The sequence below is a fragment of the Kitasatospora sp. NPDC058965 genome (assembly GCF_042741245.1).
Taxonomy (GTDB): domain Bacteria; phylum Actinomycetota; class Actinomycetes; order Streptomycetales; family Streptomycetaceae; genus Kitasatospora.
The window spans coordinates 1-16,071 of record NZ_JBHYKG010000191.1 but is presented as its reverse complement, the minus strand read 5'-3'; the positions used below and the strand labels follow the sequence as shown (position 1 = coordinate 16,071).

The 16,071-nt window shown below is 76.0% G+C and carries 16 protein-coding genes; 9 read left to right on the top strand and 7 right to left on the bottom strand.

Features of this window, described 5'->3' with window-relative positions; all coding sequences use genetic code 11:
* A partial coding sequence (locus ACFW1A_RS26815) for a FecCD family ABC transporter permease (RefSeq protein WP_380412817.1) occupies nt 1–847 on the bottom strand: 847 nt, incomplete at its 3' end.
* Between the two features lie 170 nt (nt 848–1,017).
* Here ACFW1A_RS26815 and ACFW1A_RS26810 point away from each other — a divergent pair.
* Complete coding sequence (locus ACFW1A_RS26810) at nt 1,018–1,764, top strand: (2Fe-2S)-binding protein (protein WP_380412813.1); 747 nt, start codon at nt 1,018–1,020, stop codon at nt 1,762–1,764.
* A gap of 7 nt (nt 1,765–1,771) precedes the next feature.
* Here ACFW1A_RS26810 and ACFW1A_RS26805 read toward each other — a convergent pair whose 3' ends face one another.
* On the bottom strand, nt 1,772–2,500 hold the full coding sequence (locus tag ACFW1A_RS26805; protein ID WP_380412811.1) for a helical backbone metal receptor: 729 nt from the start codon (nt 2,498–2,500) through the stop codon (nt 1,772–1,774).
* A gap of 5 nt (nt 2,501–2,505) precedes the next feature.
* A complete protein-coding gene (locus ACFW1A_RS26800) occupies nt 2,506–3,192 on the bottom strand; it encodes a (2Fe-2S)-binding protein (protein WP_380412809.1) in 687 nt (228 codons plus the stop codon).
* Nucleotides 3,193–3,298: 106 nt separating this feature from the next.
* On the opposite strand from ACFW1A_RS26800, the gene ACFW1A_RS26795 reads away from it, so the two are divergent.
* Nucleotides 3,299–4,303, top strand: coding sequence for a Ku protein (locus ACFW1A_RS26795; protein ID WP_380412807.1), 1,005 nt, complete (start codon nt 3,299–3,301; stop codon nt 4,301–4,303).
* A 7-nt stretch (nt 4,304–4,310) separates the two neighbouring features.
* Here the strand turns inward: ACFW1A_RS26795 and ligD are convergent, their stop codons facing one another.
* Nucleotides 4,311–5,201 carry a non-homologous end-joining DNA ligase gene (gene ligD, locus ACFW1A_RS26790; RefSeq protein WP_380412805.1) on the bottom strand — a complete coding sequence of 297 codons (891 nt, stop codon included), beginning with the start codon at nt 5,199–5,201 and terminating at the stop codon, nt 4,311–4,313.
* Between the two features lie 81 nt (nt 5,202–5,282).
* On the opposite strand from ligD, the gene ACFW1A_RS26785 reads away from it, so the two are divergent.
* The gene (locus ACFW1A_RS26785) at nt 5,283–6,296 is read left to right on the top strand and encodes a PHP domain-containing protein (protein ID WP_380412803.1); all 1,014 of its coding nucleotides are present in this window, start codon (nt 5,283–5,285) and stop codon (nt 6,294–6,296) included.
* Nucleotides 6,297–6,353: 57 nt separating this feature from the next.
* Here ACFW1A_RS26785 and ACFW1A_RS26780 read toward each other — a convergent pair whose 3' ends face one another.
* A complete protein-coding gene (locus ACFW1A_RS26780) occupies nt 6,354–7,295 on the bottom strand; it encodes a hypothetical protein (protein WP_380412801.1) in 942 nt (313 codons plus the stop codon).
* Nucleotides 7,296–7,689: 394 nt separating this feature from the next.
* On the opposite strand from ACFW1A_RS26780, the gene ACFW1A_RS26775 reads away from it, so the two are divergent.
* Nucleotides 7,690–8,904: a saccharopine dehydrogenase family protein gene (locus ACFW1A_RS26775; RefSeq protein WP_380412799.1), complete on the top strand. Its 1,215-nt coding sequence runs from the start codon at nt 7,690–7,692 to the stop codon at nt 8,902–8,904.
* A gap of 42 nt (nt 8,905–8,946) precedes the next feature.
* On the opposite strand, the gene ACFW1A_RS26770 is transcribed toward ACFW1A_RS26775, so the two are convergent.
* Entirely contained in the window at nt 8,947–9,567 is a 621-nt protein-coding gene (locus ACFW1A_RS26770; RefSeq protein WP_380412797.1) for a GNAT family N-acetyltransferase, read from the bottom strand.
* 142 nt (nt 9,568–9,709) lie between these two features.
* Between ACFW1A_RS26770 and ACFW1A_RS26765 the strand changes: the two genes are divergently transcribed.
* Entirely contained in the window at nt 9,710–10,138 is a 429-nt protein-coding gene (locus ACFW1A_RS26765; RefSeq protein WP_380412795.1) for a DUF4259 domain-containing protein, read from the top strand.
* A gap of 158 nt (nt 10,139–10,296) precedes the next feature.
* A complete protein-coding gene (locus ACFW1A_RS26760) occupies nt 10,297–11,559 on the top strand; it encodes a hypothetical protein (RefSeq protein ID WP_380412793.1) in 1,263 nt (420 codons plus the stop codon).
* Between the two features lie 127 nt (nt 11,560–11,686).
* Here ACFW1A_RS26760 and ACFW1A_RS26755 read toward each other — a convergent pair whose 3' ends face one another.
* Nucleotides 11,687–12,361: a TetR/AcrR family transcriptional regulator gene (locus ACFW1A_RS26755; RefSeq protein WP_380412791.1), complete on the bottom strand. Its 675-nt coding sequence runs from the start codon at nt 12,359–12,361 to the stop codon at nt 11,687–11,689.
* A gap of 114 nt (nt 12,362–12,475) precedes the next feature.
* Between ACFW1A_RS26755 and ACFW1A_RS26750 the strand changes: the two genes are divergently transcribed.
* The 3 genes from ACFW1A_RS26750 (at nt 12,476) to ACFW1A_RS26740 (ending at nt 15,940) form a co-directional block, all read left to right on the top strand.
* A complete protein-coding gene (locus ACFW1A_RS26750; protein ID WP_380412789.1) occupies nt 12,476–13,597 on the top strand; it encodes a Gfo/Idh/MocA family protein in 1,122 nt (373 codons plus the stop codon).
* Between the two features lie 82 nt (nt 13,598–13,679).
* The gene (locus ACFW1A_RS26745) at nt 13,680–15,029 is read left to right on the top strand and encodes a VWA domain-containing protein (protein WP_380412815.1); all 1,350 of its coding nucleotides are present in this window, start codon (nt 13,680–13,682) and stop codon (nt 15,027–15,029) included.
* Nucleotides 15,029–15,940 carry a peptidase gene (locus ACFW1A_RS26740; RefSeq protein WP_380412785.1) on the top strand — a complete coding sequence of 304 codons (912 nt, stop codon included), beginning with the start codon at nt 15,029–15,031 and terminating at the stop codon, nt 15,938–15,940. The genes ACFW1A_RS26745 and ACFW1A_RS26740 overlap by 1 nt, the downstream gene beginning before the upstream one ends.
* Nucleotides 15,941–16,071 lie beyond the last annotated feature (131 nt).

Genomic DNA, 16,071 nt, shown 5'->3' with positions numbered 1-16,071 from the left:
GCAGCACCGGACCGACGACCAGGCAGCCGGGCAGCAGCAGCCGGTGGTCGCGGCCGAGCAGCAGCCGCACCAGGTGCGGCGCGGCCAGCCCGACGAAGGCGATCGGGCCGGCCGCCGCCACCGCACCCGCGGCCAGCAGGACCACGGAGAGGCCGGCGGCGGCGCGGATCCGGCTCACCGGTACGCCGAGCGACCGGGCGCTCCGGTCGCCGAGCGACAGCGCGTTGAGCGCGGGCGCCACGGCGAAGGCGAGCAGCAGGCCGGTCCCGATCAGCGGCAGCACCGGCAGCAGCACCTCGAACCCGCGCGCCTCCAGCGACCCGGCCAGCCAGAACCGGGCCTCGTCCAGCGTGCGCCGGCTGGCCAGCATCACCGCCGAGGTCCACGAGGTGAGCACCGCCGCCAGCACGGTGCCGCCGAGGGCGAGCCGGGTCGGATCGAGCTCACCGGCCCGGCGCGCCATCAGCTGCGCCGCGAGCCCGGCCAGCGCCGCACCCGCCACCGCGAACCAGAGGTACTCCACCGGCCGGGTCAGGTGCAGGGCGTAGATCGCCGTGACCACCGCGAAGCTCGCGCCGGCGTTGACCCCGAGCGTGGTCGGTGCGGCCAGCGGATTGCGGGTCGCCCCCTGGGCCACCGCACCGGCCACCGCCAGCGCCGCGCCGACCACCAGGCCCAGGACGGTGCGCGGCAGCCGAAGCCCCGTCACCACCCGGGCGTCGGGGCCGGTGGTGCGGTGCCCGGTCAGTGCGTCCAGCACGGTGGCGAGCGGGATCGAGCGTGATCCCAGGGCGAGGCTCAGGGTCAGGCAGAGCAGCAGGACGCCCAGGCCCAGACCGAACAGCAGGGTCGGTCGGGCGGCACGGGGTCGCTGCGCCGCCGGGGCCGTGGCGGCCGGGAGGTCGGTTCTCAGCACGTGATCGATATTAGGTTAGGCAAACCTAAGTTCGTCAAGTCGCCCGGGATGGTGACGGTGCGTCGCCAAGCTAAGGTGAGGCTCACCTAAGTAACAAGCGGATGGCGGGAACGATGAACGAGGTGACCGGGCTCTACCGGCGGATGGCCGGGGCCTGTCCGGCCTGGCAGGTGCGGGTGCTGACCGAGGGTCGGCCCGGTGCCGGGTGGGTGCCCGCGGCGCGCTTCGCGGACTCGGTCGACGAGCTGGTCGCGGGGGAGGCGGCGCGGATCCGGGAGCGGCACGGGCGCGCGGTGCCGGCGCGGGTGGCGGGGTCGCGGCTGCTGCACCACTACCTCTGGTCGGTCGGCCTGCTGGTCGGCGGGCCGTGGTACCTGGCCGGCCTGGTACCGGATTTGCCCGCGGCGGCGGTGTGGCTGGAGCCCGCGACCGGCGAGCTGGCGGTGCGGGTCGGGGGCCCGGCCGAGCACGGCGACGCGGGGCGGGTGCGGGCGGCGGTGGCGGACCACGCGCAGGGCGTGCTGGCGGCCTTCCGGCCGGTGCTGCGGCGCGGGGAGCGGGCGCTGTGGGGGATGGTGACGGACGATCTGATCTCCGGCGTCTGGCACCTGGGCCGGATGCTCGGCCGGGAGGAGCACGCGGTGCGCCGGGCCGCCGAGCTCGGCGGGCTCGCCCCCATGGTCGGCTCGGCCGACTTCCGGTGCCTGGAGGTGGACGGGCGCCCGGAGCTCACCCGGACCCGGGTGAGCTGCTGCCTGTACTACGCGATCGGACCGGCGACACCGGCCTGCCTGACCTGCCCGCGGACCGGCGACGCGGAGCGGGTCCGGCGGCTGGCCGAGGGGTGAGCACGGCTCACGGGTACGGCCGGGCCGCCGCCAGCTGCGCGGCCAGGACCTGCGGGGCCGTCACCAAGGACGGCCCGTACCAGGTGAGGTGACGCCCGCTCAGCAGCGCCACCGGGGTGCCGGGGAAGGCCTCCGGTCCGTCCTCGGCGGTGAACCGGTACGGCTCGTCCGGCAGCACCACCAGCTCCGGCCCCGCCGCCCGCAGCTCCGGCAGCGGGATCGCCGGGTACCGCTCCGGGTGCGCCGCCTGCTGGTGGTCCACGCCGAGGCGCCGCAGCAGGTCCCCCGCGAAGGTGTCGCGGCCCAGCACCATCCACGGCCGCCGCCAGATCGGGACCACCGCCGTGCGGCGCCCGGCCGGCGCCGGGAGCTCCGCCCAGGCCGCCACCGCCTCGTCCAGCCAGCGGGGCCGCGCCAGCCCGCAGACCGCGACCAGCAGGTGGTCCAGCTCCGCGAAGGCCTGGTCCAGCGTGCGGACCTCGGTCACGTGCACCCGCAGGCCGGCCGCCCGCAGCGCCGCCAGGTCCACCGCGCGGTTCTCCTCCTCGTTGGCGATCACCAGGTCGGGTGCCAGCGCCCGCACGGCCGCCGGATCGGGGTTCTTGGTCCCCCCGATCCGCGGGACCGCGAGCCCCGCCGGGTGGCTGCACCAGTCGGTGGCGCCGACCAGCACCCCGGGGGCGGTGGCGGCCACCGCCTCGGTGAGCGAGGGGACCAGGGAGACGACGCGGCGCACGGGAGTCACCCGGCGAGCCCAGGGCCTGCCGGCGCCGTGTCGAAGACGCAGTCGCCGCAGAGGCCGCCCGCCGGGAGGCGGTAGTAGAGGCAGCAGGTGGTGCGGCGCAGGCGGGGGCCGTCGGGGGTGAGGGTGCCGGCGAGACGGGGGTGCGCGAGCAGGGTGCGGGCGGCCTGTTCGGCGGCGCGGTAGGCGGCGGGCGCGGTGGCGGCGAGCTGACCGTGCATCACGCGCAGGGTGCCGACCAGGGCCGAGGCGGCGTTGCCGCGGAGCAGGCGCTCGGCCACCGGGGTGGCGGCCCGCACCGCGGCGTCGAGCGGCGCGAGGACGGTGGTCAGCACGGCGCACGGGTCGGTCGTGGTCCCGGCACCGGTCGGGAGCCAGAGGTCGAGCGGACCGTCCGGCGGCTGGTGCCAGTGGACCCGGTCGAGCTCGGGGATCTCCCCGGTCACGGCGAGCGAGCCCAGGGTGACCGACCAGAACCGGGCCGCCAGTCCGAGCTGCACGACCGAGGCGGCCACCCGCGGCTCGGTGGTGCGCAGCCGCTCGGCCACCTCGCGCACCCGGACCGCGATCCCGTCGGTGAACAGCGCGTCCAGCGGGCGGTGGTCGGGCGGCGGGACGGACCCGAGCCGGAGCGCGAAGTACGGGCCGAGGGCCGAGACGGGGTGCGGGGTCGCAGCGGCGGTCATGGGCACAGGTCTACCGGGTGCGGGCGGCCCGGTCCGCACCGGGTGGCCGGGCCGTCGGGCGTCGGCGCAGGATGGGAGTCCGGGGGCCCTGAGGAGGTGCGCGGCGATGGCCAGACCGATCTGGACCGGCACGCTGAGTTTCGGCCTGGTGGCGGTGCCGGTGGGGCTCTACTCGGCGACCGAGGACCACGCGGTGCACTTCCGGCAGCTGCAGCGCGGCACCTCGGACCGGGTGCGCAACCAGCGGGTCAACGAGCGCACCGGCGAGGAGGTCGAGTACCGCGACATCGTCAAGGGCTTCGAGCTGGCCGAGGGCGAGTACGTGGTGGTCGAGCCGGCCGAGCTGGAGCGGATCTCACCCGGACGGTCCAAGTCGATCGAGATCAGCGGCTTCGTGGACCTCACCCAGGTGGACCCGATCTTCTTCGACAAGACCTACTACCTGGGCCCGCGCGGCAAGGAGTACGGCAAGGTCTACGGCCTGCTGCACCGCGCGCTCGCGGACACCAACCGGGCCGGGCTGGCCACCTTCGTGATGCGCGGCAAGCAGTACCTGGCGGCCGTCCGGGTGGAGGGCGACGTGCTGGTGCTGCAGACCATGCACTACGCGGACGAGGTCCGGGACCCGCACCGGGAACTGGACAACCTGCCCGAGCCGGCGGTGGAGCCGACCGAGAAGGAGCTCGCGGTGGCCCGCCAGCTGATCGAGGCGCTGAGCGAGGAGTGGGACCCGCAGCGGTACCACGACACCTACACCGCCCAAGTGCGCGAGCTGGTCGAGGCGAAGCTGGCCGGCGAGGACGTGGTCACGGCCGCGCCGGCCCCGGAGTCCACCAACGTGGTGGACCTGATGGCGGTGCTGGAGCGCAGTCTGGCGCAGGCGGGCGCCGGCGGGACGGACGGGCGGGCCGCGGAGCCCGGGCCGGCCGAGGACGGCGGGCCGGCCGAGGACCTCACCGGGCTGAGCAAGGCCGAGCTCTACAAGCTGGCCACCGAGCGCGAGCTGCCCGGTCGCTCCTCGATGACCCGGGACCAGCTGCTGGCCGCACTGCAGGGCCGGGCGGCGGAGCCCAAGCGGAAGGGCAAGCGGCCGCTGCGCGCGGTCTCCTGACGCAGCGTCAGTCAGGTAGTGGCGCGGCCGAGGCGGGCAGGCCGGCGTGCGGGTCGCCGTCCGCGGCCAGCCGCGCCGCGACCTGGTCGGGGGTGAAGGCGAGGTCGGCGGGTGCCCGGCAGGCGGCGAGCTCCGCCCAGCCGATCGGGGCGGCGGCGCTGGGCGCGGCCGCGGCCCGCAGCGAGTAGGCGGCGACGGTGTTCTTGGCGCTGTTGTTCTGCGACCAGTCCACGAAGACCCGGCCCGCCCGCAGCTGCTTGGCCATCCGGTCCACCACCAGCTCGGGCAGCGCCCGGCGCAGCCGGGCGGCCAGCTCGCGGGCGTAGCCGGCGACCTCCTCGGCCGGGGTGGCCGGCAGTGCGACGGACAGGTGCAGGCCCTTGCTGCCGGTGGTCTTGGGCCAGGCGGTCAGCCCGTCGGCGGCCAGCAGTTCGCGGGCCACCAGCGCCACCGCGCAGCACTCCACCACGCCGGTGCCCTCGCCCGGGTCGAGGTCGACGATCAGCCGGTCGTGCCGGGCCGGGTCGTCGCGCCACTGCGGGGTGTGGAACTCCAAGCAGCCGAGGTTGGCGGCCCACAGCAGGGTCGGCAGGTCGGCCACCACCACCTGGCGCAGGCTCTCCCGGCGGTGCGTCACCGAGAGTTCGGGCACCCAGTCCGGGGCACCGGGCGGCACCCGCTTGGCCCAGAACCGCTGGCCGGTCACGCCCTCGGGCAGCCGCAGGAAGCTGGCGGGCCGGCCGGCCAGCTGCGGCAGCATCGCGGGGGCGACCAGCGTGTAGTAGCGCAGCAGGGCGGCCTTGGTGAACCCGGAGCCGGGGTAGAGCTCGCGGTCCAGGTGGGTCAGCCGGAGCCGGCGGCCCTGCACTTCGGTCACCGTCGCCGTGGGATCGGGCATGCCTGGCATGGTGCCAGCCCGGAGGGGCGGGTCCCGGCGAGTCTGCCGCGACGCGCGGGGCGGCCCGACCATCATGGGGGCATGGATCCGATCACGGCGCTGGAGCGGATCGCCTTCCTGCTGGAGCGCGAGCAGGCCTCCCCGTACCGGGTGCAGGCCTTCCGCACCGCGGCCGGGACGCTGCGCGACCGTGCGGGGGAGGAACTGCCGCGCACCGCGGCCGGATTGGCGGCGCTGCCCGGGATCGGGCCGAAGACGGCCGCGGTGATCGGCGACGCGCAGCAGGGGCGGACGCCCGGGTACCTGGCGGAGCTGGAGGAACGGGCGGACGGGGTGCTGCCCGCGCTCACCCCGGCGGCGGCCGCGCTGCGGACGGCGCTGCGCGGGGACTGCCACCTGCACTCCGACTGGTCGGACGGCGGCAGCCCGATCGAGCTGATGGCCCGCACGGCACGGGAGTTGGGGCACGAGTGGGCGGTGTTGACGGACCACTCGCCCCGGTTGACGGTGGCCCGGGGCCTGACCGCCGACCGGCTGCGCCGGCAGCTGGAGGTGGTCGCGCAGTTGAACCGGGAGCTGGCGCCGTTCCGGCTGCTGACCGGCATCGAGTGCGACATCCTGGACGACGGCTCGCTGGACCAGGAGGACGAGCTGCTGGCCGAGTTGGACGTGGTGGTGGCCTCGGTCCACTCCAAGCTGCGGATGGCGGCCGGTCCGATGACCCGGCGGATGATCGCGGCGGTGAGCAACCCGCTGGTGGACGTGCTGGGGCACTGCACCGGCCGGTTGCACGGGGAGAAGGAGCGGCCGGAGTCGGCCTTCGACGCGGCCGAGGTGTTCGCGGCCTGCGTCGAGCACCGCACCGCCGTCGAGATCAACTCCCGCCCGGAGCGGCTGGACCCGCCGATGCGCCTGCTCCGCCTGGCCGGGGCCGCCGGCTGCCTGTTCTCGCTCGACACCGATGCGCACGCGCCCGGCCAGCTCTGCTGGCAGGACTACGGCTGCGCCCGGGCGGCGGAGGCCGGGATCCCGGCGGAGCGGATCGTCACCACCTGGCCGCTGGCCGAGCTGCTGGCCTGGACCCGGCAGGCGTAGCACACCCGGCCCCGTCCCGGGTCGGCGGCGGCCCGGGACGGGAACGGTGGTGGTGCGTCAGGAACTCATCGCGCAGCCGCCGGCGGCGTTGCTCCAGGTGGGCTGCATCGCGAACGAGCCGGTGGGCAGCGAGACGGCGGCCAGGTTCTGCCAGGCGCACAGGTCGCCGTTCTCCTGGCCGTCGGAGGCCACCCAGCCGCTGGAGGGCTGCGGGTCGGTGAGCGTCTCCGCGTACTCGTGGCCCTCGACGATGCTGAAGCCGTCGAGCTGGCCCGCCACCTGGTTGGCGCCGCAGCCGCTGCCGGCGTCCAGCACGTACGGCATGTTGGTGTAGGGCACGGTGCCGTTGAAGTCGTGCCAGGCGCAGAAGCCGCTGTTCGGGAAGCCGTCGGGCGAGGTGCCGCTCGGGCTCATCACCACGATCTGCACGTCGTTGCCGGCCACCCCGAAGTGCTGGGCGCCGACATTCGCCTCGGCGGCGATGTCGGCCTGCGCGGCGGCGGCGGGCGCCGCCTGGGCGTCGTCCACCCAGGTGCCGCCGAGCACCGCGCCGTTGAAGGTCGGACCGGCGCCGCTGCTGTCGGTGTACTGCGAGGTGACGGTGGACCAGCTGTCCTGCGCGGTGCCCAGCCCGTTGAACAGGTCGGTCTCGTACTGCTGGACGCCGTTGCCGTCGCTGTCCCACTGATTGCCCCAGAACACCAGGTAGACGGTGACCTGGTGCTGGACCGGTCCGCCGCCGTAGACCAGCGTGCCGGAGTCGGCCGGGCGCGGGGCGCGGCGGGCCGCGGCGCCCTTGAGCGGGACCACGCCGTGCCGGCCGTGGGTCTGCACCGTCATCACCTGCCCGTGGGTGCGGACCAGGTGGACGCCGCTCGCCGGGGCCGCGGTGCTGGTGGTGGCCGGGGCGACCAGGCCCGCCAGGGCGAGGGCGGCGACGGCGGCGGTGCGGCGCAGCCGCCGGGCGGTGGGGGTGACGTTCGTGCGCGGTGAGCGCATGCCGAGCTCCTTGGAGGGGTGTGGGGGGTCAGCAGGGCTGGTGCCGCCGGGCGCGGTCCGGCCGAGGTCCTCGGAACCGGGCGGTGCCGGCGTGCGGGGGCGCCGGTGCGTGCCGCGCCGCGGTACCGGCGCGGGCAGGCGCGAGTGGTCGCACGCCCGGTGTGCCGAGGGCCGGCGGGTGCGGGGGTGCCGGGGGGCTGCTTCCGGGGATCGTTTGACCGGTGCTCATCAAACAGCATCAGGAAATTCCCAGCAAGGTCCCAGGGAGGCACAGTTGGCAGATTTGACGGAGTGTTGACCCGGGCCCGGGGCGGGTGCGGCGCGGGGCGTTGACACCCGCAGGTGCGGTCCCTAGCGTGGGCGCACCGCATTACCGGCTAGTAGGGATCTCCTGATGGACGGCGACCGCCCGTACGACCTCGTGCTCTTCGGTGCGACCGGCTTCACCGGCCGGCTCACCGCGCAGTACCTCGCCGGCGCGGTGCCGGCCGGCTGCCGCTGGGCGCTGGCCGGCCGCAACGAGCAGAAGCTGGCCGAGGTGCGGCGCGAACTGCTGGCCGGGCACCCCGGGCTGGTGGAGCCGGCGGTCCTGCTGGCGGACGCCACCGACCGGGCCGCGCTGCGCAAGGTGGCCGAGGCCGCCCGGGTGGTGGTCTCCACCGTCGGACCGTACCAGCGCTACGGAGAGCCGCTGGTCGCCGCCTGCGCGGACGCCGGCACCGACTACCTGGACCTCACCGGTGAGCCGGAGTTCGTGGACCGGATGTACCTGCTGCACCACGAGCGGGCGCAGGCCAGCGGGGCCCGGCTGGTGCACAGCTGCGGCTTCGACTCGATCCCGCACGATCTGGGCGTGCTCTTCACGGTCCGTCAGCTCCCGCCGGAGGCCGAGGAGTCGGCGGTTTCGGTGAACGGGTACGTGCGGGCCGGCGGCACCTTCTCGGGCGGCACCTTCGCCTCCGCGCTGACCGCCTTCGGCCGGCCGCGGGCCGCCGCGCAGGCGAACCGGGAGCGCCGGGCGGCCGAGGCCCGCCCGGCCGGGCGGCGGATCCGCACCACGCCGCGCGGGCCGCACCGGTCGGCCGAGGCCCGGGCCTGGGCGCTGCCGCTGCCGACCATCGACCCGCAGGTGGTGGGCCGTTCGGCCGCCGCGCTGCCCGGCTACGGCCGGCAGTTCGGCTACGCGCACTACGCGGCGGTGAAGCGGCTGCCGGTGGCGGTGGGCGGGGTGCTCGGGCTGGGGCTGCTGGTGCTGGCGGCCCAGGTGCCGCCGCTGCGCCGGGCGCTGGAGCGGCTGCACGGCCCGGGCGAGGGGCCGAGCGCCGAGCGGCGGGCCGCGTCCTGGTTCACCGTGCGGTTCGTGGCCCGGACCGCGGCGGCCCAGGTGGTCACCGAGGTCTCCGGCGGGGACCCGGGGTACACCGAGACGGCGAAGATGCTGGCCGAGTCGGCGCTCTGCCTGGCCTACGACGAACTGCCGCGGGTGGCCGGCCAGGTGACCCCCGCCGTGGCGATGGGCGACGCGCTGGTCGAGCGGCTGCGGGCGGCCGGGATGCGGTTCGAGGTGCTGGGCGAGGTGCCGCCGCACGCGCCGCGGCGGCACCGGTAGCGGCGCCGCGGGGCCGGGCCGGCAGCGCTGCCCCGGCAGCAGCTAGCGGTACTTCGCCATCCGGGTCTCCAGCCGGGCCCGGCAGTCGGGCCACTCCTCGGCGGTGACGGAGAAGACCGCCGAGTCGCGCAGCCGGCCGGCCTCGCCCGGGGCCCAGGACCGCGACCAGTTGCGCAGCACGCCCTCGAACCGGGCGCCGACCGAGGCGATGGCGGCCCGGGAACGGGCGTTGCGGGCGTCGGTCTTCAGGTCGAGCCGCCCCACGCCCCACTCCTCGAACGCGTGGCGGAAGAGCAGGTACTTGGCCTCCGCGTTGACGCCGGTGCCCTGGGCGGTGCCGGCCAGCCAGGTGAAGCCGACCTCCACGGCGAACAGCCGCCCGTCGTCCGGCAGGATCCGCGGGTCCAGGTAGGCGGTGGCCCCGACCGCCCGGCCGGTGGCCCGCGAGACCTGGGCGTACGGCGCGACCGTGCCGGTCGCGGCGCGGGCGAGCTGGGAGTCGACGTACGCCGCGACCTCGTCGCCGCGCGGCACCCAGGTGTAGTCGTAGGCGACCCGGTCCTGCTCGGCGGCCACCGCCAGGTCCGCCACGTGCTGGTGACCCAGCGGCTCCAGGCGCACCAGGCGCCCCTCCAGGACCGGACCCACCAACGCGAAGCTCATGCCGCCATCCTGTCAGCCCCGTCCAGCCAATTTTCCGGTCCACCGACCGGGTGAATCGGCGCGGTCGGGGTGTCCCCGTCGGTGCGGAGTGAGACCATGGGAGACAGCAATTCGAACAAACACTCGATCGAGGAGGGTGGCCATGGGGACCTGGGACTTCGGCCCCTTCGACAACGACCCCGCCGCCGATTTCGCCGGCGAGCTGGACGAGGCCGCGCCCGAGGAGCGGGCGCCGAGGGTGGTGGCGGTACTGGAGGGCGCGCTGGCGGCCGGCGGCTACCTGGCCGGGAAGGAGGGCGAGGTGGCGGTCGCCGCCGCCGCACTGGTCGCCGCGCAGTGCCCGGGCGGCGAGCCGGTGGACCCCTCGCACGGTCCGAAGCGGCCGATCCCGGGGTTGGACGCGCGCTGGACCGGACTGGCGCTGCGCGCGCTGGACCGGGTGCTCGGTCCGGACTCGGAACTGGTCGAGCTCTGGGACGACTCCGGCGAGGGTGCGCGCTGGCGCGAGCGCACCGCGCGGCTGCGCGGGGTGCTGGTGCGCGGGGTGCGCAAAGGTCACGATCCTGTATGAGTCTTCACCGATCGGCACCCTGACGGCCCGTGCGCTGCGGCCCTGGGCTATTTTGTCCTCACCTTTTCCCAAGAGAAGGTAAAGAGACCCTCAGGGGCCCGCTCGCACACAGGAGTACGACCATCAACATCGCCATAGCCCGCGCCGCCCGCCTGACCGTGGCCGCCACCGCGGGCGCCGCCCTGATGACCGCCGGCGTGGCGGCCTGCGGGACCGTCAAGGAGCTGACCGCGGCTCAGAAGGTCAGCAGCGCCCTGGACAGGCTCGGCGAGGGCAAGGACCTCAGCGTCAAACTGACCCTCGACGCCACGCCCGAGCAGCTGGTCGCCTTCGCCCGGGCGACGGGGGACGCGGCGGAGCAGAAGGGCGCGGAGGGCCTGGCCGGCGCCAGCCTGTCGATCACCGTGCACGCCGACAAGCCGCTCAAGGACGTCACGGGCTCCGCCTCGGGCCTCCCGGCCCAGGGCGCGGACCAGCTCGCGGTGGACTACCTGCTCGCCGACCGCACCGGTGCCCCGGCGGCCGAGGTGCGGATGACGGGCAAGACCCTCTACCTGCGCACCGACGTCGCGGTGCTGGCCAAGCTGGGTGGCGAGGACCCGGCCGGGGCCCGCGCCGAGATCGACCGGGCGGCCGCCGAACTGGGCCCGCTGCACGACGCGTTGACCGGGGGCTGGGTCGCCCTGGACGCCGCGGCCGTGACCGCGCTGCAGGACGGCGCGCCGTCCGGGTCGGCGCCGTCCGGCGGGGCCCCGTCGGCCCAGCCGTCGGGCCGGCCCTCGGTGGGCGCGCAGGACGTCACCGAGCTGGTGGACGCGGTGCGCGGCGCGCTGGTCGGCGACCTGGCCTTCGAGGCCAAGGGCACGGCGGACGGCGCGGAGAAGGTGCAGGTCTCGGCGCCCTTCAAGAAGCTGGCGGGCGACCTGCTGAACGCGGTCAAGCCGTTCGCCAAGAAGCTGCCGGGCGGCGAGGACTTCCCGGCCGAGCTGCCGGCCGACGTGCTGGACAAGAACGTGGTGGCCGACCTGTCGATCCGCGGCGGCGTGCTGAGCACGGCCACCGTCGACCTGGCCCAGCTCGACCAGAAGGTTCCGGCCGACGTGCACGTGCCGCTGCGGCTGACCTTCGACCGCAGCGCGCCCGCGGTCCAGGCACCGGACAAGTCCACCAAGCTGACCGGGCAGGACCTGCAGAAGGCGGTCGGCAGCCTGCTGCTCGGCTTCGGCGGCGGTCCCGGCGCGGCCGACGCCGGTGCCGGTGCCGCGGGCGGCGGGGACCTGCCGAAGGCCGCCCCGCTGACCGATGCCCAGGTCAAGGAGCTGGTGCAGAAGACCGGCCAGCCGGCCGAGCGGCTGCGCGCGATGAACCAGCTGGGCATGGGCTACGACGACATCCTGGCGCTGGCCCAGCAGGGCGGCTGACGGTCGGTCCGAGCGCGGGGCGGGTCCGGTTCCGGGCCCGCCCCGCGGCGTGTCCGCGGCGGCGGGGGCGGCCGGCGGGTCGCCGGGGAGCGGGTCGGGTGCGTTCGGCGACCCGTCCGGGGCGGCGTCAGGAGGGGTCCGGCGGACCGCTCGGGGTGGGGGCGGGTGCGGACGGCGGTTCGCCCGGGAGGGGAGTGGGGGACGGCGTGCGCAGGCCGTCGAGCAGCAGGGTGAGGTTGCGGCGCCACTGGTCCGGGTCGGCGCGCAGGCCCAGGGTGTGCGAGCCGGTGGCCACCGAGGCGAGCAGGAACGGGACGTCCTGCCAGGCGAGGTCGGGCCGCAGCCGGCCCGCGGCCCGGGCCCGCTCGACCAGCAGGCGGAACCGTTCGCGCAGTTCGGCCAGTTCCCGGTCGAGCCCCTCGCCGCAGGCGCCGCCCAGGGCCTCGCCGACCCCGGTGCTCTCGGCGCGCAGCTCGACGTAGCGGGCGGCGAAGGCGCACAGGCCCTGCCACGGGTCGGGGTCGGTGAGGGCCCGGTCGGCGGCGGCGGCCATCTCGCCGAGCAGCTCGGCCATCACCGCGAGCAGCAGGGCCTCCCGGGACGGGATGCGGCGGTAGAAGGTTCCGATGCCGACGCCGGCCCGGGCCGCGATCTCGTGCGCCGAGGCGTCCACGCCCACCTCCGCGATCGCCACCCGGGCGGCGGCGACCAGCCGCTCGACGTTGCGTCGGGCGTCGGCACGGGGTTGACGGCCCGTCGGGTCGGCGAGCAGCAGCTCCACGGCGGTGTTCGGCCTGTTCACAGGGAGGAGTGTAGCCGGGTGGTGGGAATAACTGGACCAACTCTGTCCGGTTCGCTAGGGTCGGCGGAAGAAGCGGACAGGAGCTGTCCGTTTGGACTGGGGAGGGGAACGGCCATGGCGGGCAAGCGGATCCGGGTGGGCATCATCGGCGTCAATCCCGAGCTGGGCTGGGCCAAGCGGGCCCACGTCCCGGCCCTGCGGGCGCTGCCGGAGCAGTACGAGCTGACCGCGGTCGGCACCAGCCGGATCGAGAGCGCGCGGGCGGCGGCGCAGCACTTCGGCGTCGAACACGCCTTCGCGGACGCCCGGGCGCTGGCCGAGCACCCGGAGGTGGACCTGGTGGTGGTCACCGTCAAGGTGCCCGCGCACCTGGAGCTGGTGCAGGCGGCCGTGGCGGCCGGCAAGCACGTCTACTGCGAGTGGCCGCTGAGCCGGACCACCGAGGAGGCCGCCCGGCTCGCGGCGGCGGCCGAGGCGGCGGGCGTGCACCACGCGCTGGGCCTGCAGGCCCGGTACGCGCCGGCCGTGCTGCGGGCCCGCGCACTGGTGGCCGACGGGTACCTGGGCGACCTGCTCGCGGTGACCGTGCACGCCAGCCGGGCCAAGGGCGCCGGGGCGCGGCTGCCGCAGTGGGCCGCCTACACCCTGGACCGCTGGTACGGCGCCGGCACGCTGGAGGTGGCGGGCGGTCACACGCTGGACGCGGTGCAGCAGTTGGCCGGCCCGGTCGAGCACCTCGCCGCCACCCTCGCGGTCCGGCAGGACCGCTACCTGGTGCCGGAGACCGGGGCGACGGTCGAGGCGACCACCCCGGACCAGCTGGTGATCAGCGGCACGCTGGCGGGCGGGGCGACGCTCTCCGCGCACGTCCAGGACGCTCGCCCGGCCGGCGCCGGCACCAGGGTGGAACTGACCGGGTCGGCAGGCGTGCTGGTGCTGGAGTCGACCGGACCGGCGGGCCCGTCGGGCATCCAGATGGGCGGACTGCGGCTGCTGGGCGGGCGACTTGGTGAGGATCTCGTGGAACTTCCGCTCGACCGGGAGCTGTTCGCGGTGGACCCGGCGGCCACCGGGGTGGAGGGGTTCCACGTGGGCCAGCTCTACGCCCGGCTGGCCGCGGACCTGCGCAGCGGCGGTCGGAGCGTGCCGGACTTCGGTGCGGGCCTGGCGCTGCACCGCCTGCTGGACGCCGTCCGGTCGGCCGACGCGACCGGGGCGCGGGTCACGGTCGGGTGAACTGACCGCTGGTCAAAGGCTCGTTCGTACCAGGAGCCGCGTTGGGTGATCGGAACTGAGGCTCCGTAGGATGCGGCCCGTGATGATCATCAGACGACGACGGTTGGGCAGGTCGGCCGCACTGGCGGCCGCCCTCCTGACAGTGGGGTTCGGCACGCTCGGCGTGCTGCCGGCCCAGGCCGACCCCAGCCCCTCGGCCAGCCCCAGCAGTTCGGCCCCGCCCACCGAGGCGGGCGCCCCCGAGGCCCCCAAGGTGGACCTGGTCCTCGACGTCAGCGGTTCCATGGGGATCGCCGACATCGAGGGCAAGAGCCGCATCTCGGTGGCCCAGCGCTCGATCGACGAGGTGATCGACGCGCTGCCCCCGGAGGCGGAGTTCGGCATCCGCACGCTGGGCGCGACCTACCCGGTCAGCGACAAGACGGACGGCTGCAAGGACACCAAGGTGCTCTACCCGGTCGGCCACACCGACAAGGTGGAGGCCAAGACCGCGGTGGCCACCCTGCGGCCCACCGGCTGGACCCCGATCGGTCTGGCGCTGCGCGGCGCCGCCCAGGACCTGGGCACCGGTCAGGCCACCCGCCGGGTGGTGCTGATCACCGACGGCGAGGACGACTGCGCCCCGCCCGACCCGTGCGACGTGGCCCGCGAGCTGGCCGCCCAGGGCATGCACCTGGTGGTCGACACGCTCGGCCTGGCGCACGACGACAAGGTGCGCCAGCAGCTGCTCTGCATCGCCAACGCCACCGGCGGCACCTACACCGACGTGCGCACCCAGCAGCAGCTCACCGACCGGGTGAAGCAGCTGGTCAACCGCTCCGACACGAGCTACCGGGCGACGCCGGCCAACATCACCGGCAGCGACCAGTGCGCCACCGCCCCGCTGCTCACCCCGGGCGTCTACGCGGACCGGGAGAAGTTCGCCGAGCACCGGGTCTACCGGGTGCCGGTGCGCGACGGCCAGGAGCTGCGCGCCTCGGTCAGCGTCACTCCGGACCGCGCGGTGGCCCCGGACTACGGGGTGCTGCTGCGCGCCACCGACGCCGACGGGCAGGAGCTGGTCCGCGGGACCGACGCGGGCAGCGGGCGCACCGACGTGGCCTCCACCGGCCTGCGCTGGTCCGCGACCGGTGCGCCGTCGGCCACCGCGTCCCCGACCGGGACCACCGGCGCGGCCGGCACGGACCCGCGGCTGGTCTGCCTGGTGGTCAGCAACTCCTTCGCCGGACAGGCGGGCGTGCAGACCGATCCCGGGCTGCCGCTGGAGCTGACGGTGGACGTCACCAACGCCTCGCCGGCCCCGGCCGGACCGGCCCTGGGCCTGGGGCGCGGCTGGATCATGCTGCTGGTGCTCACCGGCGCGGGGCTGCTGACCGGGCTGGTCTGGGGCTGGATCGCACGCTGGCGGATCTCGGTCTGGCGGGAGAACTGATGACGCACAGGATTCTCGGCGCCGCGCTGCTCGGCGCGGTGCTGTCCGTGGCGGTGGCGCCCGTGGCGGTGGCCTCCTCGCCGTCGCCCGCGGCCTCGCCGTCGGCCACCGGGTCGGCCGCGCCGGTCGCCAACGCCGGCACGTCCTTCCTGACCGCCACCACGCTGGCGCCCGGGCAGGACGCGGACGTGGCGGCGGCCACCGGTGACTACCTCTACTGGGAGTTCGCCGCCTCGGCCGGACAGACCGACACGGTGCGGGTGGACGTCACCACGCCCGCGGCCACCGACCGGCACGGCCCGCAGACCTGGACGGTCGAGCTGTTCGACGGGCTGCGCCGGCGGCAGGCCTGCACGGCCGGGCCGCAGGTCGGCACCGCCGCCCAGGGCGCGAGCACGCTGACGCTGAGCTGCACGCTGCGGCAGATCCGGTCCTGGGCCGAGCCGTGGTCGGGCGACCCGCTGCCGGGCACCTACTACGCACGGCTCTCGGTCACCGACGTGCCGCAGCAGGACCTCGGCCTGGCCGCGCGGGTGCGCCTGCACGTCGCCGCGAGCGGCGGGGCGGACGACGCGCAGCCGGAGGGCGGCGACCTGAAGGCGGCGCTGGTGCCGCCGGTCAACGCCGGTGCCACGGCGGCGCCGGGTGCCACCGCGCTGCCCTCGGCGAGCCCCTCGCCGACGGCCGCCCCCTCCCCGGGCGGGGCGAGCGTGGCGGCGCCGGTGAAGGCCGCGGAGCACTGGTACTCGGGCCTGTTCTCGGGCTGGAACAGCCGCTGGGGCTGGACCCTGGCGGGCGCCGCGCTGGCCTCGCTGGCGGGCATCGGCGGGTACACGCTGACCCGGCACCCGCGCGGGCACCGCGGCCGGCGGGTGGTCTCCGAGACGCGGCGGTACGAGGAGGTCTCGTAACCGCCGGAGCAGCCGCGGCGGGGGGGCCGGGGCGCCGGCCGCGGGGGGCCCGGGCCCCGCCGGGGGGGGGGCCCCCGCCGGGGGGGGCGCCCCCCCGGGGGGGGCCCCCGCGCGGGGGGGGCGCCCGGCGG